This window comes from Microseira sp. BLCC-F43 (genome assembly GCF_041929235.1).
Lineage (GTDB): Bacteria > Cyanobacteriota > Cyanobacteriia > Cyanobacteriales > Aerosakkonemataceae > Microseira.
Genome location: NZ_JBHFNP010000269.1, coordinates 1 through 21,951 on the forward strand (window position 1 = coordinate 1; position 21,951 = coordinate 21,951).

Consider the following 21,951-nt stretch of genomic DNA (forward strand, 5'->3'; position numbering starts at 1 on the left):
TCTGGCGGGGAACGAATCCGGTGCCAACATTGCCTACGAAGTCTCCACAGACAATGGCAGCACTTGGACTAGCACCACCGCCGCCCAAACCAGTTTGGCAGATGGTGGTTACCAATTCCGGGCAGTAGTGACCGATACCGCCGGGAATAGCAGCAACTCGAATACTAGTTCAGTTCTGATCGACACCGTTGCTCCGACTGTCCTGAGCTTAGCACTGGCAACTGACTCAGGTAGCTCGAATAGCGACAGCATCACCAACTCCGGGGTGGTGAATGTCGCTGGTTTGGAAAGCGGTGCCACATGGGAGTACAGCACGGACAATGGTTCAAATTGGACCGCTGGCACAGGTACCAGCTTCACCCTGACTGGCGATGGTGCCAAGAGTGCGATCGCGCGCCAAACAGATGTAGCAGGTAACACCTCTGCTAATTCAACTGCCTTCAACTTCACTTTAGATACGTTGGCACCAACTGCTCCCACCATCAACAGCTATGCAATTGTTAGCGATACCACGCTCAGGCTAACAGGTACGGCTGAAGCAGGTAGCACTGTTACCATCTCCAGTGGCACCACTGCTTTGGGAACGGCTGTTAGTAACGCTGGCAGTTGGAGCTTCGACACAAGCAGTCTTGTCGATGGCACCTTTAGCGTCACTACCAAAGCTACAGACGTAGCAGGTAACACCAGTCCACTGTCCGCAGCGTCAAACATTATTGCTGGCAATGGGTCAGCCAACACCCTCAATGGCACCACCAACAAAGATATTCTTGTGGGCTACGCTGGAAACGATACCCTTGATGGTTTGAATGAGGATGACATCCTGTTGGGTGGCGATGGCGCAGACAGCCTCAGCGGTGGAAATGGCGGAGACATCCTTGTTGGTGGGTCAGGTCAAGATACCCTAACGGGTGGAAATGGCAAAGATCGCTTCGATCTGGCTGGAACCAGAACAACAGGATCCGATATCATCACCGACTTCAATGGTGGTCAGGCGGACACTCTTCTAGTATCGCAATCGGATTTCGGGCCGTTGACCACTGGTGTCAATAATCAACTGTCTAGCGCGTTGTTTGCAACGACAACTGGTTCTATTAACAGCGGGACACGATTTATCTACAACAGCACCTCAGGCGCTCTCTTCTTTGATGCAGATGGATCTGGTTCTGGAACGGCTTTACAAATTGCCCAGTTAAACAATAAACCAACGCTGTCTGCCTCCAATTTTGAGGTGATTGCTTAGATTGCACAGATAATATCATGTCCTTAGGTATCGGTAGTGGGATGGCTAATTGCTAATTGCTAATTGCTAATTGTCAATTGCCTCCAGAGCAGCGATTAGGGATTAGCTATTAGCAGTTACACAACCGTTGCTACCGGACATGATATAACAACTCGATTCTGTTGAATGAAAGCCTCCTGACATTTATGTATGTCAGGAGGCTTTCAGGCATTAGTATCCTGATGCGCACAACGGATGGAGAACAGCTAGCATTCCTGGTTTCAACTCAGGCAAGCACCATCGCTGCCACCCCACCCTTACCTGAGTTCGATCTAACTGAGATCTGGCACCATTCTCAACAAGGTGTTTTTTGTAGGGTGGGCATTGAGTGCCGCCTGAAAAGCTGATTCTAGCGTTGACCGAAAATCATAGGGCGCAAGCCCCTACCCTTTAGGGATGGGGTAAGCCCGTAGGGGAATTTATTCCCCGTGCAAACTCCTCAATTAGTTCGCTGATACTAATTTTCCGCTTTTCGGCTTCTCGCCTCATATTCTCCCAAGCCGTAGGCGTTACCACTATTTGATGCCTTTCCTTTACTTGATCATGCAAAATTGGTACATTTCTTAATCGCTTTTTAGTTGCCATTTTTAGATATTGTGTATATACTATATTTAGTCTAGCAAATAACAAGGAGGTTCAGGCAAGTGCAAGTAAGATGGAACTTCTTGCATCAAGGCAACCAAGACGCAAGACCAAATGATGTCACGTCACCTTGACACTTTGAGGAAGCATCGTAACTTTGCCTTGCGGGAACGAGAAACAGGCTACAACACCAACAACCAAAACATTGATACCCAAATTGTTTATGCTTTTGGGTCGTTCTGCGACATCGAAACCAAAACAGAGTATGGGTCAAGCTGCCCTTTAACTTGCCCTGTTCTCAAGCATGGCGTAGTTCCTCAAGACTTGAACGTTGCCAAAAAGGCTAACAAGACGACGGGCATTGTTGGATGGGATTCAGCAAGTGGCATCCAATCCAAAATCACAACCGAGTTGAGACAAACTCGCGCTAACTTTGCCGAGATAGATTCGTGTGTATTGCAAACCAATCTAGCTAAGCTAGATACAGCGTACTCTAATTTCTGGAAGCATGGGCGTGGCTTTCCTCAATACATAAAGAGGCTTGATTCTTTCGAGTTCAAAACTGGCAGAGTACTCGTCAGGGACGCTAGAGACAACTATGCTACCATCTATCTTCCTGGCATCGGTGATGTCAAGATTCATAATAGCCGTGATTTAAGCGGCATTGAGAGATTTGGAACATGTACTGTCAAGCGTGAAGGCGGCAACTGGTACATATCAGCACTATTTGAGGTTCCCGACCTACCAGAAACCAAAAAGCTAGAAAACGCTAAATCCGTTGTCGGCATTGATGTCGGAGTCAACAAGCTAGTTGCCCTGTCGGATGGTAGCTTCATCGAGAATACCCGTCCAGCTACTAATAAGAGAACTGCACGACGCCTAGAAATGCGTCAACGTGCTGCAAGCCGGAAGCTTAAAGGCTCTAAGAACCGTAAAAAGGCATATCAACGTGTTGCCAAGATGCAGCATGAAATAGCCCAAGAGCGGGATGGACGCAACTGGCAAGCAGCGCAAAAGATTGTCAACACAGCAGACGTGATTGGACACGAAGACCTTAACGTCCGCAACATGGTCAAGCGTGCCAAGCCCAAACATGATGGGAAAGGTGGCTACAAAAAGAATGGAGCCAAAGCCAAAACAGGCTTAAACAAAGTCATTTTAGACTGCGGATGGAACGACCTGTTCAATAAGATTGCTTGGCTTGCCTTAAAAGCGGGAAAACCAGTAGTCAAAGTCAATCCCAAACACAGCAGTCAAGAGTGTCCAAAGTGCCATCACATCGACAAAAGCAACCGTGATGGCGAAAAATTTCTGTGTGTAAACTGCAACTATACAGACCACGCAGACACTAAAGCTTCTCGAACGGTCGGGAAGAGAGTGGGGCTAGTCTTCCCACAAAAAATAAGAAAGACTCTACCGAGGGACTCTCGGAAAGTCACGCCTACGAGATTATCAGTACAACGTGCTGAGCGTAGGAACCATGCCTCTGAGCAGTTGGGTGTTCAGTTGTCTCTCTTTGATACAACTGCGTACACAACTGCCGACAGTCGGAAATCTAAGAGATACGGCAGAAACTCTTAGAGAATCCCCTTGCATTTATGCATGGGGAGCGTCAAAGACAATGACCGCCATAGCTGATTGACATTGGTGCCAGATCTCAGTTTTAACCAAATTCTAGAGACGTTACATGTAAATTGTAGAGACGTTACATGTAAATTGTAGAGACGTTACATGTAAATTGTAGAGACGTTACATGTAAATTGTAGAGACGTTACATGTAAATTGTAGAGACGTTACATGTAACGTCTCTACAATCGGGAAATTTATTTCCGGGCGGGAGGGGGCGAGAGAGAGGCGTTTGGAAGTAACTGACAGAGAAGGTAGAGAATATGCCACAAATTGAAATTCTGACACCTGAGCAAGAAGCACTGATTCCAGTTTATTGGGAAAAGTGGGGCAGCCTAGTCCTATACACAGAACCAATTGACCGTAAAAAAATTTATGAGGCAGTAAAATCGTTATACACATTAGTTGGTAAAGAGGAGCCTGAAGTTATTTTTATTGAGAGTCCTCACCGCTATTACAATCAAGCTTTTCTAGGTTTACTCTACCAGGAACTAAAGAAAAGAAAAAATAAAAATGAACGAGAACGAGAACTTCTGAGCAAACTAGATCACCATCTGGAAAGGCAGCAGCAAGGTTTAGTATTACAGAAAAGCTTAGTAAAGGAGTTAGAGGAAAAACTAAAAGTACCTTCAGAGACTTTATTAATACAAGCATTAAGACAACAAAAGAGCTTATCTAAAAAAAATTCCAAATTTTCTTGGTCTCAGCAAGAAGAAGAACGGCTTAAAGTCCTGGAAATAGAAAACAAATTTCGCTCATTATCCGAGTCTTCATCAGAGAGTTTATGGCTGAGAGAGCTGTATCGTCAACTAGGGGAAGAACTAAGAAATCAATTGGGTTACGGCCTGTGGTATGAATTATTTATGCAGCTAGAGCGACTGTTTCATTTTGGTCGTACCTATATTGATATCAATTCATTACTACTTGCTAGCACTAAGTTTGATTATTGTATTTCCGTTCTGAATTTACCTTACGATCCAAGTGTGTGGGATACACTTCAGTTTTTAGCACAAAACTGTGGTTCTATGATTTTTCCGTATAAAGAAACTTGCCTAGTATGCGATCGCCCGCGAATTCTCTCTTTCGATAACCAACAACGCTTGCACGCAGAAGGGGCACCCGCGATTCAATTTGCTGATGGTTTCAGCGTGTATGCTTATCATGGCGTAAGATTACCAGAAAAATACGGAAAAATTCACCCGAACCAATGGCAAGCAGAGTGGCTATTATCTGAAAATAACGCAGAACTGCGACGAGTGTTAATTCAGGGCATTGGTTACGCCAGAATTTGTCAGGAATTGCAAGCAACTGAATTAGATAATTGGCAAGAATACACTTTGTTAAAAATTGATTTAAATGTCGATGTAGAACCGATTTATCTGTTAAAAATGATTTGTCCGAGTACGGGATACATTCACGCTTTGCGCGTCCCGCCGGATGTGGAATCTGCGAGGGAAGCAATCAGATGGGTGAATTGGGGAATTGACCCAGAGGAATTTTCAACACAAACTTAACTAGGGCTAGAAATGAATCTAGCCTATAACGTGCAGGTTGGTTGAAATGGGATAATATTGAACAGGAGTTAGAGTGAGTCTTTGCAAAAGGTAATAAAGTTCGCTCATCGTTCTGATTCTTGGGTTGATGATTCATCAACTAATTTCCAAAATTCATCAGACTTTAGCCCGCCTTCTTCTTTAAGGCTTCGCCTAGAATTTTCTAATATTTGATTAAATTTAGGATTTTGAGCTAATAATAAACGCTCTAGCTCCTCTGGATCTACAATTAAATTAATCGCTGCTATCGGATACCCATTTTCTGTAATCACGATTGGCTCGTTTGGAGATTGTTTCAGGTAAGACTCAAAATTTGCCTTGATTTCCTCAATCGATATAATTTTCATGGTTGACATTCCTCTCCGGCTATAAATAACTGATTTCCTACTTTTACCCCAATTCCTAAAATGTAAACTTCATACTCATCAGGGTTAGTATCGTAAAATACCCGAAACTCATTATTAGAACCCAGCCGTAACTCCCAAGTAGCACTTAATTGTGAAGGGGGTCGCAATGGTTTTCGGTTGCGAGTTTCTACCTCTGGTTCATAGCTTAACTTCTCCTCAATTGTGCTGCGAATTAGTGAATGATACTTGCGGTCAATTGCTGCTAAATGCTGGATGACTGGACGAGTGAAGATGATTTCAAACTTCTGTTGGGGTGTCATGCTTTATTATATCGCTGGAAAGTCTATCAGGGTGATGCTTGAGTGCTTTGATCTCAGGATTGTACCCCATGAGGATAAATTATAAATTAAAGAAGAAGATTTGCTCGGATTTTTCTGGAATGGCAAGCGCTCGCATTGTGGTATTACTAGGCAATACCCTGTCTCGATGACGGCGAGAGCGTGGCTATATGTTACGGCAACTGTTACAAAAATTGATAAAGGTTAAGAAACAGCGATCGCCAACAGATTATCTATCATTGAGCTAATCGCTTAAGCGCTGGAATTTAAATGAAATTTTCTTAAGGAAAAGTCAAATGAACGGCGAAAAGTGTAAGAGAAAAAGCTGCACTGGCACTATCGAAGATGGCTATTGCGATGTATGCGGAATGGCTGAATTAAAAACGGTAGAAACATTCCAAGCGGCGGTACTAAATAGCACAAGACAAAGCGCCAGCATTACTACGGGGACGGGTTCATCGCCACTGACAAACCGTTCTAAAGGTTCGCGACGAACTAGCAGCAGTACTAGCAGAAGTAGCCGCAGACAATTGGGTGCGGGACTCGTATCGATTCCGGAATTACCTTCAACTGAACCGGAAAAAGCGATTCTTGTAGATCCTAAAGTTCCGGAGAACAAACGGTTTTGTGCAAATTGCAATAACCCGTTGAAACGAGAAAGGGGTTTTTGTTCTAAATGCGGGACAAAATATTCGTTTATTCCGACACTTTACCCCGGAGATTTGGTGGCGGGACAATATGAAGTGAAAGGTGCGATCGCATACGGTGGACTGGGATGGATCTATCTCGGTTTTGACCAAACTTTATCGCGTTATGTGGTATTAAAAGGACTGCTGAATACTGAAGACGCAGCGAGTGCAGCAGTTGCAGTGGCAGAAAGGCAATTTTTGGCATCGGTTAAACATGCCAATATTGTCGGGATTTATAACTTTGTTAAACACAATAACGAAGGTTTTATCGTCATGGAATATGTCGGCGGTAAAACTTTAAAAGAGATCAGAAAAGAAAGAGGAGTATTGCCAATTGCGGAAGCGATCGCATACATTCACCGCATCTTAGGCGCGTTTTCCTATTTGCATTCCCAAGGCTTAGTTTACTGCGACTTTAAGCCGGATAACGTCATGTTAGAAGGTCACGACGTTAAATTAATTGATATGGGAGGTGTGCGGCGAATTGATGACCCGCATGGCGATATTTACGGAACCGTTGGTTACAGCGCACCGGAAGCAGGAGAAGGACCAACTGTTGTCTCGGATTTGTTTACAATTGGCAGAACTTTAGCAGTTTTACTAACCAACATTCCAGGGTTTAGTAAAGAACATCTCTACACCCTCCCCAGTCCGCAAGAAGATGCGCTATTTGCTAAGCAAGAATCCCTTTATCGATTTTTGCTGAAAGCGACGGCAGAAAATCCAGATGACCGTTTCCAATCTGCGGATGAAATGGCGGATCAATTGCTGGGGGTGTTGCGGGAAATTGTGGCAATTGAAACCAATACTCCCCGTCCATCTGCTAGCAATATTTTCAGCGGCGATATGCTGGCACTTACTACCAACGGCGACTTTGAACCGATTAAACCCGATTACCGCCAGTTGCCAATTCCGATTTTGGATACATCCGATCCCGGTTGCAATGCGGTGATGAATGCGAGTGCTATTTCCGATCCAAATAAGCGCGTTGCGAGTTTAAAACAAGTCGTTCAGCTATACCCCAATTCCAAAGAAGCGCTGCTGCGATTAGCGAATAGCTTAATCGATACTGGCGCTGATAAAGAGGTCGAAGAAATATTGGCGCAAGTTGAAGCAATAGATGCCTGGGACTGGCGAGTATTATGGTATCGGGGACGCAGTTTTATGGCGCAGGAGAAACCGCATCAAGCGCAGGCAACATTCGATCAAGTTTATTTTGACTTACCGGGGGAATTAGTTCCCAAATTAGCACTCGGTTTGGCGGCAGAATTGACGCAGAATTATAAACTGGCAATTGGGATGTATGACTTGGTATCGCGGACAGATCCGAGTTATGTTTCTGCTGCGTTTGGTTTGGCACGTTGCTTGGGTAAAACGGGAGATCGAAAAGGTGCGGTAGCGGCGTTAGAACGAGTGCCGCAAACATCTAATATGTATGCGCGATCGCGTATAGAAATTGCCCGCACTTTAATTAATACCGAACGATCCGTACCCGGTGCCAAAGAACTTAAAGAAGCATCGACAGCAATAGAGGCGCTAACCTTAGAAGGAATGGATCGCTATCGCCTCACCAAACAAGTGTTGGAAACCGCCTTAAACCTGGTCACATCCGCCGCACTTTCGCCAAATTCTTCTATCGCCATTCTGGGACAGACTCTAGAGGAAGTGAATCTAAGAAAAGGACTAGAAAAAGCCTTGCGCGCGATGGCGCATCTCACAACCGGAGATGAAAAAATCCGCTTGGTAGATGAAGCAAACAGAGTGCGTCCCAAAACCTTATTTTAGTCTATGTAGGGGCGGGTTTTACCAACAATTTAGGCAATAATCGACAGTTTATTTAAACCCGCCCCCGTCTGACCAATTACCCATTACCAATTACCCATTACCAATTACCATGTCAAACCTTAGAATCAAAACCAAACGATTAGAATTGATTCCTTTCACCTTAGAAATTGTGCAGGCAGAAATGAGCGATCGCTCCCAATTCTCCCACCTCCTCGACGGGCGAGTTCCAGACAATTGGCCTCCACCATTCAACGACGAACAAAGCCTATTATGGTTCTTAGAAAAATGCCAAGAAAATTCGGATCAAGGTGGCTGGTTGGGTTGGTATTTCTTGCTGAACGATCCGGTGACAAACGAACGGATTGCTATCGGTAACGGTGGCTTTAAAGGGCGACCTAATCCTGATGTTACGGTAGAAATTGGCTATTCAATTATACCAGAATATCAAAACAAAGGATACGGGACAGAAGCCATAAAAGCCCTGCTTAATTGGGCGTTTGAACATGCAGAAGTGAAACGAGCGATCGCCGAAACTTTACCAGAACTTAAAGCTTCGCAAAGATTGCTGGAAAAGTGTAATTTTGTCTATATTGGAGAAGGATGGGAACCTGGAGTTATCCGCTTTGAACTTGAGCGTAAAAATTATGGCTGACAGCGATCGCAATTCCACCCGTAGATCAACTGTTGAGAATTCTAATTAATTTAGTTTCTAATTAAACTTACAACCATGAGCAATTACCAATTACCAATTACCAATTACCAATTACCAATTACCACTATGCAATGTCCAAATTGCGGTACTAAAGTAACGATAGGCGATCGCTTCTGCGAAGAATGCGGCACACCCCTAGCTGTAACTATTCCGAATGCAGGGGATAGATGTGAGAAATGCGGCGCAGGTGTAGAAGCAATTGATGCGGAAGGATACTGTTCTAATTGCGGATTTAGGCGAGAAATGCAGACATGCGATCGCCTAGAAATTACCATCCAATCTAACCTAGCAGGAATCAGCGACAGAGGACTCAGACACCAGCAAAACGAAGATTACCTAGCTTGTGCCAAAGTTGACGGAAAAAACGCCTACGTCTTAGTTGTTTGCGATGGAGTTTCTAGTTCGCAAAAACCTGAATTAGCAGCTAAAGTCGCTGCGGAAAAAGCATCATTTGCCCTATGTGCTGCGATTCAAAAAGGCGCGGTAAAACCGCAAGAAGCGATGAAAATTGCCGTTGGCGAAGCATTGCTATCTGTTTGCGATATTCCCTATACAAATGGTGGAGATACAGACCCGCCTTCAACCACCATTGTTGCTGCCGTTGTTGTTGATAAAATGGCTACAATTGCTTGGCTGGGTGACAGTCGCGCCTATTGGATTTCTCCCCAAGGTTCTCAGCAATTAACAAAGGATGATTCTTGGCTTTACAATATCGTTTCATCGGGAAAAATGAGCGAAATTGAAGCGAGAAAATATCCAGAAGCTCATGCAATTACTCGATGGCTAGGTGTGGATATAGGAGACAATTGGCATCCATCGATTGTGCATTTTGATATTCCAGGTTCTGGATATTTGCTACTGTGTACTGATGGCATGTGGCATTACGCCCCCGACCCTTCACAAATTGCGCATCTTGTCAAGGAAAAATCGGACAAAGATGCAGTTGAGATTTCCCGTAGTTTAGTCGAGTTTGCGCGCAGGAAAGGCGGACACGATAATATCACCGTCGCCTTACTTTCTTTATGAGCAAACTACCAATTTTCACCAAAATAAACTGAAAAAAAATCCTATGTCTAGCCAATTTAAAGCCGAAGTATTCCAAAACCAATATTTACCCCAGGGTGCTAAAGAAGTTCATGCGATTATGACTGTTACAGTCGCAGGTGGCGAAGGGGTAATTTCAACTCCTGCGGGGGAAAGATTATTCGGGATTATCTGCGATACTTCTGGATCTATGGGGGGTGAAAAGATACAGGCGGCGAAGGGTGCAATGGCAAAAATTGTGAATTTGCTGCCCGATAATGCTTACTTTTTTATTGTCACCGGAGCGAGTAGCGCCCGTCTAGTTTTCCCGATGTTGAAGGCGACAGGAGAGAATAAAAATCGAGCGATCGCAGAAATCAAAAAAATTTCTGCTAACGGTGGTACGGTGATTTCTACTTGGTTATCCGAAGCGCTGCAACAATTCCAAAAAATGCCCAACGCCATCCGTCAAGCGCTATTACTAACCGACGGACAAAATGACGACTCCGACGAACAGCGAATCAAAACCGTTTTACAACAATGCGAAGGCATTTTTCAATGCGATTGTCGCGGGGTAGGAACCGATTGGCGAGTCAAACAGTTACAACAGATATCTAATAAACTGTTAGGAACTACCGATATTATTCCCAACGCGGCGATGATTGAAGCAGACTTTCGGGGAATTTTAAGCAAAGCAATGAGCAAAGATGTGAGCGATGTTGCTTTGCGCTTGTGGACGCCGCAAGGTGCGACGGTGAAATTCTGCAAACAAGTTAGTCCAGAAATTGTAGACCTCACCTACCGCGCCAAACTCGTCAAACCACAAGTTGGCGACTATCCGACAGGTGCATGGGGAAAAAATGAATCCCGCGACTATCATTTTTCCATTCAAGTTAAACCGGGTAATGTGGGCGATGAAATGTTAGCAGGTCGCGCCAGTCTAATTTACACTTTAAACGGAGTAGAAACCAAAGTTGCCGAAGCAAGAATCTTGGCAATTTGGACAGATGATGATGCTAAATCAACTAAAATTGACCGGAGAGTTGCCCACTATACCGGACAAGCAGAACTCGCTCAATCAATTCAAGAAGGATTAGAAGCAAGAGACAGAGGCGATATTGAAGTCGCTACTGCCAAGTTAGGAAAAGCAGTAAAACTTGCCCACCAGTCGGGTAACGAAGCTACTGCCAAACTGTTAAGAAAAGTCGTCGATATTGAAGATGCGGCGACGGGTACGGTCAAGATCAAAAGAGATGTTGCTAAAGAAGATGCGATGGCATTGGAGACTCGTTCTACTAAAACCACTCGCATTCCTAAATCATAATTTTCTCGTTCTCTCTTTTCTCTCTTTTCTCTCGTTCTCTCGTTTCCAGGTTCCACCTGGAAATGCTCTCCCAGGCGGCTCTGCCGCTTGTTCTCTCGTTTCTCTCGTTTCCAGGTTCCACCTGGAAATGCTCTCCCAGGCGGCTCTGCTGCTTGTTATTTCTAAAGGCAGAGCCTTTAGGTAGGCGTTCCAAGGCTGGAGCCTTGGAACGAGTTAAATACTAACCCGTTTTAACGGGTTTGAGCTACTAGCCCGATTTAGGTAAGGGCACTATCAAGTGCAAAACCAAATATGTTTACCTACAAATGTCCAAAAGGTCACTTATCAAGCGAACCAGATTACTGTTCCGAATGCGGTGCTAAAATTCAAGGCATCTCTGAAGTTTCAGCGGTGAAAAATGCAGTTGCTGCAACTGTAACCCAAACCGCCAAAGCTATCATAAACTGCCCTGAATGCAGCACAACCCACGAACCGGACAGCGGCAATTTTTGCGAAATTTGCGGTTACAATTTCGCGACTGGGGCGCGTGGAGAAGTGCCAATTACTCCCGTTGCGAATATCAATAAAATTGATATCCCAACACCAGCTTCTCAACCGCTAACCTCTAACTTTGACTCTGCCCCAACCAACAGACAAACTGCGGTTGCCTGTGAAATTATTGTTACCATAGATCCATCTTTAAGCAGTCCGGAAAGTCCGCCAGCGCCTACCAATCAACCGCCTATTACTTTCAAACTAGATCGAGAAAGCAATTTGATCGGACGCCGCAGCGAAATGCGGGGAATTTATCCAGATATTCCCTTAAATTTTGACGATGCAGTTTCCCACCGCCACGCTTTAATTATCCGACAATCTGACGGAAATTTTATATTGCGCGATATCGGTTCATCAAACGGGACGAAACTAAACGGTGTGGAATTGCAAACCATGGTAGATACACCAATAAAAGATGGCGATGAATTCACGCTAGGACATTGGACGAAAATAAAGGTGAAAGTGGCTAATGGATAATGGGTAATAGGTAATGGGTAATAGGCAATAAGTAATAGTAAAAATATATTTAATACCTACTATTTAATAAAACCTGCCCTTTTCACCAATCACCAATTACCAATCACCAATCACCAATCACCAATTACCAATTACCAATTACCAATTACCAATTATGAAAACAACTGCAATTTCAAAACAGGCACAGCAACCCACAAATATAATTGCCAAATTCAATACGCCGCAACTGCTTAAAGGTGGGTTATATCTCAGTTGGGGGACAAGTTTGCTGCTTTTAATTGCGACAATTTCCGGCGTTCAAGGGCAGCGACATGCTATCCAAACAGTGGGGAAAGACGCGGCACCGAGTATCCTTAATGCTATCCGAATTAAGGATAGTTTGGCGGATATGGATGCCAACGCTGCTAACGAATTGCTGGTCAAACCAGGACAAAACCCAGAAGCAATTAAAGGTTACAACGAACGACGCCAAAAACTATCCGGACTGCTGGTTGATGTTGCCTCAAATATTACCTACGGCGATGCGGAAAAAATTCCTATCCAAACGATTGTTGATGGGGTAGGCAGATACATGGAGAAGATTCAGCAGGCGCGGGACTTCAATGCCAGCGGCGATACAAATGGGGTGATAACTGCTTATCGCGAAGCTGCTGAAATTATGGATAAAACGCTTTTGCCAGCAGCGGATGAACTAGCTAAGGTAAATTTGGAACAGTTAGATAAATCCTACGATAGGGATCAGTTTGCTGTTGGAAGATCGCTCTTTTTTGTCATCATCTCCGGTTTGCTTTTAATAGGTACGCTGGTGGGAATTCAGCTATTTCTCAAATACCGGATGCGGCGCATTCTGAACCCAATGTTGCTGGCGGCGAGTGCGATCGCTTTCATTTTCCTTGGTTATACAATACAGGCATTGTTGGCTTCATCCCACCACCTAAAAGTCGCAAAACAGGATTCTTTCAAGTCCTTATACGTGCTACGACAAAGTCGCTCGATTGCCTATAGTGCTAACGCCGCCGAAAGTCGTTATTTGCTCGATACAACTCGTGCAGCAATTCACGAACAAGCTTTCTTCGACAAGGTCGATCAAATTGCCAAATTGCCCAACAATCAGACATTTGAAACCCTTGCTACCACAGTCTTGAAGGGTGAGAAAGTTTGGGGTGTGACTGGGTTGATGGCTGATGCGTTGAATAATATCACCTTTGAAGGAGAAAAAAAAGTGGCGGTAGCTACGCTCATCAATACTTTCGACACTTATTTTAAACTAGATAAACAGATCCGCCAACTGCAAGAAAGTGGCAAGCGTGCCGAAGCTATAACGCTTTGTACCGGGTATAAACCAGGACAGTCAAACTGGGCATTTGAGCAGTTTAAAGCTGCCCATCAAAAATTCCTCGATGTTAATCAGGAACAATTTGATGTTGCGATCGCTAAAGGTTTCAAAGATGTACAAAACTTCGAGATTATTGCCCCAGTCGCAACGGCTTCAATCGCGTTACTAACTTTATTTGGACTGCTTCCCCGCATTAAAGAATACGAAATGTAAATGGGTAATTGGTAATTGGTCATGGGTAATAGGTAATAAAAACTACTACCAATTACCTATTAGCAATTAGCAATTAGCAATTAGCAATTAGCAATTACCAATTACCAACATAGTCTAATGCCAGAGAAATAACTAAATCTTGACGCTGATTTCCCTCCTCTTTGGTCATCATGTTGTGAGGGATATTTAACGCCTTTTCAAAGCCGATATACTGACATTTTGGTTGAAATTTTACTACAGCTTTGAATAACTTTTGAGGTTCGCGTCTGCCTACGGCGCGATCGCATTCGCTCGATACAATTAACATTGGTGCAGCAGGGCTAGTTTTGGCGCGTTGGAGTACTTCATCTCCCATGTCTAAAAACAAGCGCAACGCTGGCATGTAAAAGCCTTCATAACCATAATTAACCGCTCCTGGCGGCGTTTTCCACTTAAAGTAAATATTGAACAATCGCACTACCAAATCTACTAACTTGTTAGTATTGCTTAAATAGGGAGCAAATATCAAACCCCGGTCAATTTTTTCAGGGCGTTCTAGTGCTAACCAAGCGGCTAAAGTGCTGCCACCTGATAACCCGCCCACCACGACTTTTTCTCCAAAAAACCGCGCTTTATCCAGCCACTCAAGCCCGAATTCCTGATAAGTTACCCGATTTTCTGGTAGGGGCGGCGGATTTTTTTGCTCCCAATTGCCTGCAACTCCATGACCGGGTAAACGCGGAATTAACACATTGTATCCCGCCTGAAAAAAAGCTTCTCCAATCGGAACAAATTGCTGGGGAACGGCGGTGAATCCGTGGAAAAATAAAATAACTTTATCTGTGGGAGTAGGATGGATAAAAAAACGCGAGTAAGAGGTACCATCTGCTAATCTCAGTGCTTCTTCTCTTTCCCTAGTCTTTTCTACGATACTGTTTGAAATGGTAGAATAGTTAGAAAATACTCCTTTCAAAGCGCTACACATAAGTTGTTTTCTCGAACTCTGTCCCATAAGGTTATTCACGATTATAACCCGAACTCGTGAAAATCAATAGCAGGTTGCAACAGCAGCGAAATCGCTGCTACAACCAAGAAAAGAAACCAGGTTTCTTGATCGATCTCTTCCAAACAAACTATTTTTCGGATCGCCCTTTGTTTCTTTGCCAGATAAAGTCACCCAAAAGAAAATACGCATTTTACCTATTTGAGCTTCCGATCTAGTGTTAGCGTTGCGTCCGCGAGTTTATCGTGCGTCCCAAGGCGGATTTGTCAAAGAAACCGGGTTTCTTTCACAATACCTTCGCCTTGCATCCGACACCCTTAAGGGTGTGGCTATACAAACAAAGGCTGCCTTCGCAGCCTGCAAGAATTTTAGCCCACGAAGGTGTTGCTCTGTTTGTGAGCAAGAGGCTTTAGCCTGGGGGCTGGTGGCGTTTCAGAAAATTGCAGATGTATTATTTAAAAAACGCGGCTTTTTTAATTAAGTACTAAACTAAAGTCATCGCCCTTCAGGCATAGATACTCACTGTTATGAGAAGGAAACTTGCTATCATCACCCTCAGCTTAGGAGCGGTGTTAGTCGCTCTCAAAGGATGCACGCTGACTCGGCTAGATGCCTTACCCGTAGCGCAAAACCAGGTGGATACTTCCGTCTCCATCCCGCAATCTGACGTACCTATTTTCGAGTTACCCGCGCCAAATTGGACGCCGTTGTTACCCGTAAAAGAGTCAGCTTTTACAGTTTGCTGTCAGTCTAGGCGCTGGGGTTTTGACGAGCAATTGTGGGAACAAAACGGTAAAACTGGGGATAAAGAAGCGCTTCTCCAATCAATTAATCAAAGTTTGCGTTACTTGCAAACTACGGAAGCTGCCGCTGCTTATCGCCGCTACCGCGTGCCTGGAATTACGCGCGAACGCGCCCTCCGCAGTTTGAGGCGATTTCAACAACTTGTAATTGAGTCGCGATCGCCCGCAGAACTTCAAGCCGCAATTTACCGCGAGTTTGATATTTACCAATCCATCGGCAGAGACGGATTTGGTAATGTTTTATTCACCGCTTATTTTGAACCAATTTATGCTGCTAGTCGCGTTCCTACGCCAGAATATCGCTATCCGATTTATCGATTACCCCCCGATTTAAAATCTTGGCGTAGACCCCATCCTACCCGCGAACAATTAGAAGGAAAAGATGGTTTGCAAGCTGACCAAGGAAAGTTGCGGGGATTGCAGTTATTTTGGTTCAAGGATCGCTTGGAACCTTATCAAATTCAAATCCAAGGTTCGGCTCGACTTCAACTCACCGATGGCACTCAAACGACGGTAGGATATGCGGGAAATACTGCTTATAATTATACCAGTTTGGGACGATCGTTAATCGACGATAAAAAGTTACCAGAACAAGGGGTAACGCTGCCGATAATTCTGCAATATTTCCAACAACATCCAGAGGAATTGGATATCTATATTCCGCGCGATCGCAGCTTTGTTTTTTTCCAAGAAAACCACGGTCTTCCGGCGATGGGAAGCATTCACGTTCCGGTGACAGCAGAGCGTTCAATTGCTACGGATAAATCTTTAATGCCACCCGGTGCTTTAGCGCTAATTCACGCCCAAATTCCCTATGTTAATGCTACAGGTCAGATGGAACAGCGAACCGTTAGCCGTTACGTACTCGACCAAGATACGGGAGGCGCAATTCGAGGCCCAGGGCGAGTAGATTATTTTTTAGGTAGCGGTCAAATAGCAGGCGATCGCGCCGGAGTTACTGTCGGAAACGGACAGCTTTATTATTTGTTTCTCAAGCGTTGAGAAAGGGAGCGGGTGAGCTGGTGAGCAGGTGAGATCTGGAGATGGGGAGATGGGGAGATGGGGAGATGGGGAGCTCCAGGGGAATATAGATTCAAATTTCTCTGTGCCCCTGGGCCCCTGGGCCCCTGGGCCCCTCTGCACACCTGCTCACTTTCCTATTTGAGATCGGCAATAGCTTGGCTTACTTCAATGGGATTTTTAAACTCCCGATCTGGTAATTTCTCTAATGCTGAGATGGCTGCTTCATCAGCACCTTTTTGCCTGACGTGGTCGATTAAATCTTGCTTTCTAGCTGGATAGTCAACCCCTTTTAGGTGCTTTTGTAGTTGAACTGGGTTGAGTTGAGCCATTGTTTTCCCCCTATTATTTTGATGCTCTAAGTGAAAATTATGCTTTCAAATTAGCGCCCGTATCGTGGTTTCTCATCCTACCAGGGTTACAGCCTGCTGTTAAATAAATCTGTCAATCGGAGTAATAAATAACCCAAGTTGCTAGTTATCTCTTTCACAGCGGCTAATGGCTAATGGCTAATGGCGAGATTGGTAAAAATCCTCTATTAGCAATTAGCAATTAGCAAGGTCCTTGTTTATAACCAGCAACTTGCGTTAAATAAAACTCCAAATTTAATTATCTATTCGTTAACCAGCCATTTACCAATAACCTGAGCCATACCAACGGGCTGTTCGGTAAAGCCAATTTTTTTGTAAAATTCAGGCGCATCATCTGTAAATAAATATACATGTTGTCCGTTTAATTTGTCTAAAAGGATTTGCATCATTGTGCGTGCAATTCCCTGACGGCGATAGATAGTAAGTGTCCAGACATCAACAATATAAGCATTGCAGACACCATCAGACAAAACACGAGCTGTGCCAATAATTTGATTATCTGCATAGGCAATACAAGTAGCGTAGCTATTTTCAAATGACTTTTTGAGTTGAGCGGCGGTTCGTCCATTATCAAATGCATCGGCGCGTAGCACTGATTTCATCTGATGCCAATCAACATTGTCCAAATTTGTTTTGTAAATTACTTCCACCATATCTGATTAAACTAAAGGAGCGCTCCTTGTCTATTTCCCTTTGCAACTTTAGAACCCCGGTTTTTTAGAAAAACCGGGGTTCTGTCAACTACGATCTGATACTTTGGGCAGATTTAGCCGAGGGGTATTTTGATGACAAACTCCGTCCCTTCTCCCGGTGCTGAAATACAGCTTAATTTCCCTCCATGTTTTTCTTCGATAATTTGGCGACAAATAGACAATCCTAACCCGGTTCCCTTCCCTAGGGTTTTGGTAGTAAACATCGGCTCAAAAATCCGCTGTTTTACTTCTTCCGTCATGCCCGAACCGTTATCGGCAATCCGGATTATTACATTATTTCCATCGCTCAGTTCAGTGCAAATTTTAAGAGTAGGTAATTGGTGATTGGTAATGGGTAATTGGTCAAGAGTAATTTCTTTCCCATTACCCTCGTTCCCTGGATCCGCCTGGGAATGCCATGACCCATTACCATCTTCCAAAGCATCAATTGCATTGGCAAAAATATTCATAAATACCTGATTCATTTGTCCGGGATAGCAGGTGACAAGGGGGAGGTTACCATAGTGCTTAATGACTTTAATTTCCGGCTGGTTACCGCAGGCTTTCATTCGATGGCGCAAAATTAACAAAGTGCTATCGATTCCCTCGTGCAAATTTACCGGGATTTTTGTCGTGATATCCGAGCGCGAGAAATTCCGCAACGAGTTAGAAATATTTTGAATTCGCTCGGAACCCAACTTCATCGAATCGAGAATTTTGGGCAGATCTTCAAGCAAAAATTCTAAGTCTACTTCGTCTGATTCGTTTTCAATTTCGGGGACTGGCTGAGAATAATTTTTTTGATAAAGTTGCAAGATTTTAGTCAGAGCTGCTACATATTGTTTCGCCGGTTCAATATTGCTAGAAATAAAGCTGATTGGATTATTAATTTCGTGAGCAACCCCAGCGACTAATTCCCCCAAACTAGAAAGTTTTTCCTGCTGAATCATTTGAATTTGAGCTTTTTGTAGTTCTGCCGTTCGTTCGGCAACTCGTTTTTCTAATCCCTCGTTCAACTGGTAGAGTTCGGCATTTTTTTCTTCCAGGGTTTTGGTTAAGGATCGCAGTTTCAAATGCACCTTAACTCTTGCTAATACTTCCTCTTGTTCAAAGGGTTTTGTGATATAATCTACCGCTCCCACCGACAACCCTTTAAGCTTACTTTCCTTATCGGCAAGCGCTGTCATAAATACGATCGGAATGTCACAATTTGATGGGTTAGATTTCAGTTTGATACAGGTTTCAAACCCATTAATCCCCGGCATTTCAACATCCAACAAAATGAGTGCGGGTTGGTCATATTGTACTTGTTCGATTGCACTTTCACCATCCACAGCTACCCGCACTTTGAACCCCGCAGATTTTAGTGCTTGGGTTAGTACTGATAAGTTAGTGGGGTTGTCATCTACAACTAAAATGAATTCTGTCATTGTTTTAACCAAATTAATTAGCGGATACAAAGTTTTTAATAAAATTTTGAATTTGTTTTACCTGAAAGCTTTCGGCTAATTCAACTAATTTTTGGGCAAACGGTATTGATTCAGGCTGAGATTGTTTAAGCTGGCTAGCTGCTTCTACGATTTCATCCAGATCTCCTTTTTTAGCAAGTTCGTACAGTTGCATCAAGATATCTGCGCTTGGGGGTAAGATCTCTTCTGAACTCAGGGTTACAGCGGGTGCTGAAACAATTTTTTTCAGGGGGTCTCGCGCTTCGTAAACCCATGTTAGTTTCATGTGTAATCGCAGCATTTCTAGCAATTTTTCTGCTTGCAAGGGTTTAGGTAAAAACTCATCTGCTCCCGCATCTAAACTCTTGTGCTGATCCGTATCAAATACGCTGGCTGAAGAAGCGATCGCAACAACATCCTTCAACTGCGGTAACTGTCGCAACTGTCGCAGCATCTCGAATCCATCCATCACCGGCATCACCAAATCGGTAATAATTAAATCCGGTTGAAACTCGAAGGTTTTTTCTAAACCTTCAGCACCGTTTTTAGCTTCCACTAATTCAAATCCAATCGGTTCGAGCAAATTCACCAAAATCGAACGATTTTCCCATCTATCATCGACAACTAAAATTTTCCGCTTTTTACCTTCAAACCCAATAATAGTTCCTTGTTGCGCGACTCGAGAACTTTCTGTCCAGTTTAATGCTAAAGGCAAGTCTAAATCAAAGCTAAAAATGCTCCCTTTTCCTGGGTGACTTTGCACTTCTAAGTTGCTGTTCATTAAAGATACTATTTTTTGGCTAATTGCCAATCCCAAACCCGTCCCTTCGGATTGCTTTTTGCTGTCTCCCACTTGCTCGAAGGGTAAAAATATTTTTTCTAATTGTTCGCCAGTCATCCCTACACCCGTATCTTCAATTTGAAAGCGAATTTTTTTGATGGGGAATTGGTAATTGCGTTCCCAGGCTCCGCCTGGTAACGAGGGTAATTGGTTAGAGTCTTTTTCATTACCCTCGTTCCCAGGCGGAGCCTGGGAATGGGATGACCCATTACCAATTACCTCAATAATTTTGAATGTTACTCCGCCATTTTCGGTGAATTTTATGGCGTTGCCTAGTAAGTTAATTAATACCTGTCGCAGGCGCTTTTCATCTACACAAACGCCCATGGGAAGTTGACCCTCGGTTTGGTAAATAAAAGCCAGACCTTTTTGTTCAGCTCGAATGCGACAGATTTCGGCAACGCTTTGGAGAAAGGACGGAAAATGGATTTCTGAGGGATTAAGTTGCATTTTCCTGGCTTCGATTTTCGACAGGTCAAGAATATCTTCGATTAGGGTTAATAAGTGAGTCCCGCATTGATAGATAATACCCACTCCTTTTTGTTCTTTTTCGGTCAAAGTTTTTGAGCGTTGGAGAATTTGGGCATAACCCAAAATGCCGTTGAGGGGAGTACGCAATTCGTGACTCATGTTAGCGAGGAATTCGCTTTTGGCTTTGCTGGCAGTATCGACGATTTTTAGCGCTTCTTGGAGTTGTTGGGTGCGTTCTTCTACTCTAATTTCTAGTTCGGCGTTGGATTTCTCTAATTTATCGAATGCGGTTTGCAGTTGAGCAGCCATACTGTTAAAAGCTTTGGCTAAAACTCCTAATTCGTCTTTTCTTTTAACCTTAACTGTTTGAGTTAGATCTCCAGCAGCTACCTTAGTTACTGTTTTAGTCATGGCTAAAATCGGTCGCGTAATTTGGCGCGATAGCCAGTACACTGCTACTAGCAATAATCCAGCCAAAACCAATCCAATTACTACAATAGTACTGGCTAGCTGTCTGGCAGGCGCAAAGGCTTCTGTTTGTTCGATCTCGGCTAATAGTGCTAAATTTTCCTGGGAAAGCCAGCGATAAACGCCTACAACTGGAATCCCGTCATAGTTTTGATAGCGTCCAAAACTGCTAGAACCTGCGACTGCGGCGTCGATACCGAAGCTGCGAATTCCTTCAGCAAATTTTTGGCTTCCCGCCTGTCTTCCTGAAATAAAAACGTTTCGGTTGGCTAATTTTCCTACTAGATACGTTTCGCCACTCCTTCCTAAACCTGTGCGATCGCCTATTAATTCCTCGATACCTTTTAGGTCTAAATTAACTGCGATCGCTCCCAGTCTCTGTCCCTCTTGGTTAAATATCCCAGTCGCAAATGTAATCTTCGCTTCTCCAGTCTGCGGCGATGTATAAAACTTCGGCGCCGCCGCTTCTGCTGTCTCGCGGGTAAAATAAACTATTGGTTCTTCTAATGGAAAATATTTCCCTTCTAAAGTTTTATCGATTGAGGAAAAAACGACCATGTTGCCGTTAGTTGTTATTAAAATACTTTGCAAGCTCGGCTTAACTGCACTAATATCTAATATAATTTTTCTGAGCCGCGAGTAGGCTATGTCCCGTTCCGGGTCATATTGGTCTTTTACGTACAAAATCGCCAGTTGTTCCTGAATTTCCGGCACTTGGGCGAGCCAAAGAATATCTTGACGCTGGTTTTTGATCCAATCTTCGAGCTGGTATTCTTTTAAGGATGTGGCTACGGTGAGTCGCTCGACGACAGATTGTTCGAGGGCGTTTTGTGCAAGCACATAAACAGTTGTCGCCAAAAGACCGAGAACTAGGAGCGATAAAACTGAATAATAACTGACTAATTGGAATATCAAACTATTCTGGCGAAATTTCATAGATTAATCGCGGCATGTCCTTTTTGTTTATATTGCTGAAGCGAGGCGCGCGAGTGGCGATCGCTCCCAAAAATCCCAGAAATACCAGTGTCAAGGTTCAT

At 43.9% G+C, this 21,951-nt stretch carries 18 protein-coding genes; 10 read left to right on the top strand and 8 right to left on the bottom strand.

Annotated elements, in window-relative coordinates; genetic code table 11:
• Positions 1 to 1,240 (top strand): Ig-like domain-containing protein (locus ACE1CM_RS35095; RefSeq protein ID WP_374883525.1); only part of this gene is annotated, 1,240 nt, incomplete at its 5' end.
• A 429-nt stretch (positions 1,241 to 1,669) separates the two neighbouring features.
• Here the strand turns inward: ACE1CM_RS35095 and ACE1CM_RS35100 are convergent.
• Positions 1,670 to 1,828 (bottom strand): hypothetical protein, encoded by a 159-nt coding sequence (locus tag ACE1CM_RS35100; RefSeq protein ID WP_374883526.1) that lies wholly within the window; start codon positions 1,826 to 1,828, stop codon positions 1,670 to 1,672.
• A 120-nt stretch (positions 1,829 to 1,948) separates the two neighbouring features.
• On the opposite strand from ACE1CM_RS35100, the gene ACE1CM_RS35105 reads away from it, so the two are divergent.
• Both ACE1CM_RS35105 and ACE1CM_RS35110 read left to right on the top strand, forming a co-directional pair.
• Positions 1,949 to 3,442, top strand: coding sequence for an RNA-guided endonuclease InsQ/TnpB family protein (locus ACE1CM_RS35105; protein ID WP_374883545.1), 1,494 nt, complete (start codon positions 1,949 to 1,951; stop codon positions 3,440 to 3,442).
• A 308-nt stretch (positions 3,443 to 3,750) separates the two neighbouring features.
• Positions 3,751 to 5,001, top strand: a complete 1,251-nt coding sequence (locus ACE1CM_RS35110; protein ID WP_374883527.1) for a DUF6745 domain-containing protein — start codon at positions 3,751 to 3,753, stop codon at positions 4,999 to 5,001.
• Positions 5,002 to 5,105: 104 nt separating this feature from the next.
• Here ACE1CM_RS35110 and ACE1CM_RS35115 read toward each other — a convergent pair whose 3' ends face one another.
• Together ACE1CM_RS35115 and ACE1CM_RS35120 are read right to left on the bottom strand one after the other, a co-directional pair.
• Entirely contained in the window at positions 5,106 to 5,387 is a 282-nt protein-coding gene (locus tag ACE1CM_RS35115; protein WP_374883528.1) for a type II toxin-antitoxin system Phd/YefM family antitoxin, read from the bottom strand.
• Positions 5,384 to 5,707: a type II toxin-antitoxin system RelE/ParE family toxin gene (locus ACE1CM_RS35120; protein ID WP_374883529.1), complete on the bottom strand. Its 324-nt coding sequence runs from the start codon at positions 5,705 to 5,707 to the stop codon at positions 5,384 to 5,386. Before ACE1CM_RS35120 ends, ACE1CM_RS35115 begins: the two co-directional genes overlap by 4 nt.
• A 314-nt stretch (positions 5,708 to 6,021) precedes the next feature.
• Between ACE1CM_RS35120 and ACE1CM_RS35125 the strand changes: the two genes are divergently transcribed.
• From ACE1CM_RS35125 to ACE1CM_RS35150, 6 genes are all read left to right on the top strand, one after another.
• Complete coding sequence (locus tag ACE1CM_RS35125; RefSeq protein ID WP_374883530.1) at positions 6,022 to 8,199, top strand: tetratricopeptide repeat protein; 2,178 nt, start codon at positions 6,022 to 6,024, stop codon at positions 8,197 to 8,199.
• Between the two features lie 109 nt (positions 8,200 to 8,308).
• Positions 8,309 to 8,851, top strand: a complete 543-nt coding sequence (locus ACE1CM_RS35130) for a GNAT family N-acetyltransferase (protein WP_374883531.1) — start codon at positions 8,309 to 8,311, stop codon at positions 8,849 to 8,851.
• A 75-nt stretch (positions 8,852 to 8,926) separates the two neighbouring features.
• Entirely contained in the window at positions 8,927 to 9,937 is a 1,011-nt protein-coding gene (locus tag ACE1CM_RS35135) for a PP2C family serine/threonine-protein phosphatase (protein WP_374883532.1), read from the top strand.
• A gap of 43 nt (positions 9,938 to 9,980) precedes the next feature.
• Entirely contained in the window at positions 9,981 to 11,258 is a 1,278-nt protein-coding gene (locus ACE1CM_RS35140) for a VWA domain-containing protein (RefSeq protein ID WP_374883533.1), read from the top strand.
• Positions 11,259 to 11,549: 291 nt separating this feature from the next.
• Positions 11,550 to 12,269, top strand: coding sequence for an FHA domain-containing protein (locus ACE1CM_RS35145; RefSeq protein WP_374883535.1), 720 nt, complete (start codon positions 11,550 to 11,552; stop codon positions 12,267 to 12,269).
• Between the two features lie 154 nt (positions 12,270 to 12,423).
• The gene (locus tag ACE1CM_RS35150) at positions 12,424 to 13,818 is read left to right on the top strand and encodes a hypothetical protein (protein ID WP_374883536.1); all 1,395 of its coding nucleotides are present in this window, start codon (positions 12,424 to 12,426) and stop codon (positions 13,816 to 13,818) included.
• A gap of 94 nt (positions 13,819 to 13,912) precedes the next feature.
• On the opposite strand, the gene ACE1CM_RS35155 is transcribed toward ACE1CM_RS35150, so the two are convergent.
• Positions 13,913 to 14,782 carry an alpha/beta hydrolase gene (locus ACE1CM_RS35155; protein ID WP_374883537.1) on the bottom strand — a complete coding sequence of 290 codons (870 nt, stop codon included), beginning with the start codon at positions 14,780 to 14,782 and terminating at the stop codon, positions 13,913 to 13,915.
• Positions 14,783 to 15,327: 545 nt separating this feature from the next.
• Between ACE1CM_RS35155 and ACE1CM_RS35160 the strand changes: the two genes are divergently transcribed.
• Positions 15,328 to 16,605 (top strand): murein transglycosylase A, encoded by a 1,278-nt coding sequence (locus ACE1CM_RS35160; RefSeq protein WP_374883538.1) that lies wholly within the window; start codon positions 15,328 to 15,330, stop codon positions 16,603 to 16,605.
• A gap of 155 nt (positions 16,606 to 16,760) precedes the next feature.
• On the opposite strand, the gene ACE1CM_RS35165 is transcribed toward ACE1CM_RS35160, so the two are convergent.
• From ACE1CM_RS35165 to ACE1CM_RS35180, 4 genes are all read right to left on the bottom strand, one after another.
• Positions 16,761 to 16,955: a DUF2795 domain-containing protein gene (locus ACE1CM_RS35165; RefSeq protein ID WP_374883539.1), complete on the bottom strand. Its 195-nt coding sequence runs from the start codon at positions 16,953 to 16,955 to the stop codon at positions 16,761 to 16,763.
• A 281-nt stretch (positions 16,956 to 17,236) separates the two neighbouring features.
• The gene (locus tag ACE1CM_RS35170; RefSeq protein ID WP_374883540.1) at positions 17,237 to 17,647 is read right to left on the bottom strand and encodes a GNAT family N-acetyltransferase; all 411 of its coding nucleotides are present in this window, start codon (positions 17,645 to 17,647) and stop codon (positions 17,237 to 17,239) included.
• Positions 17,648 to 17,760: 113 nt separating this feature from the next.
• On the bottom strand, positions 17,761 to 19,116 hold the full coding sequence (locus tag ACE1CM_RS35175; protein WP_374883541.1) for a response regulator: 1,356 nt from the start codon (positions 19,114 to 19,116) through the stop codon (positions 17,761 to 17,763).
• A gap of 13 nt (positions 19,117 to 19,129) precedes the next feature.
• On the bottom strand, positions 19,130 to 21,850 hold the full coding sequence (locus tag ACE1CM_RS35180; protein ID WP_374883542.1) for an ATP-binding protein: 2,721 nt from the start codon (positions 21,848 to 21,850) through the stop codon (positions 19,130 to 19,132).
• Positions 21,851 to 21,951 lie beyond the last annotated feature (101 nt).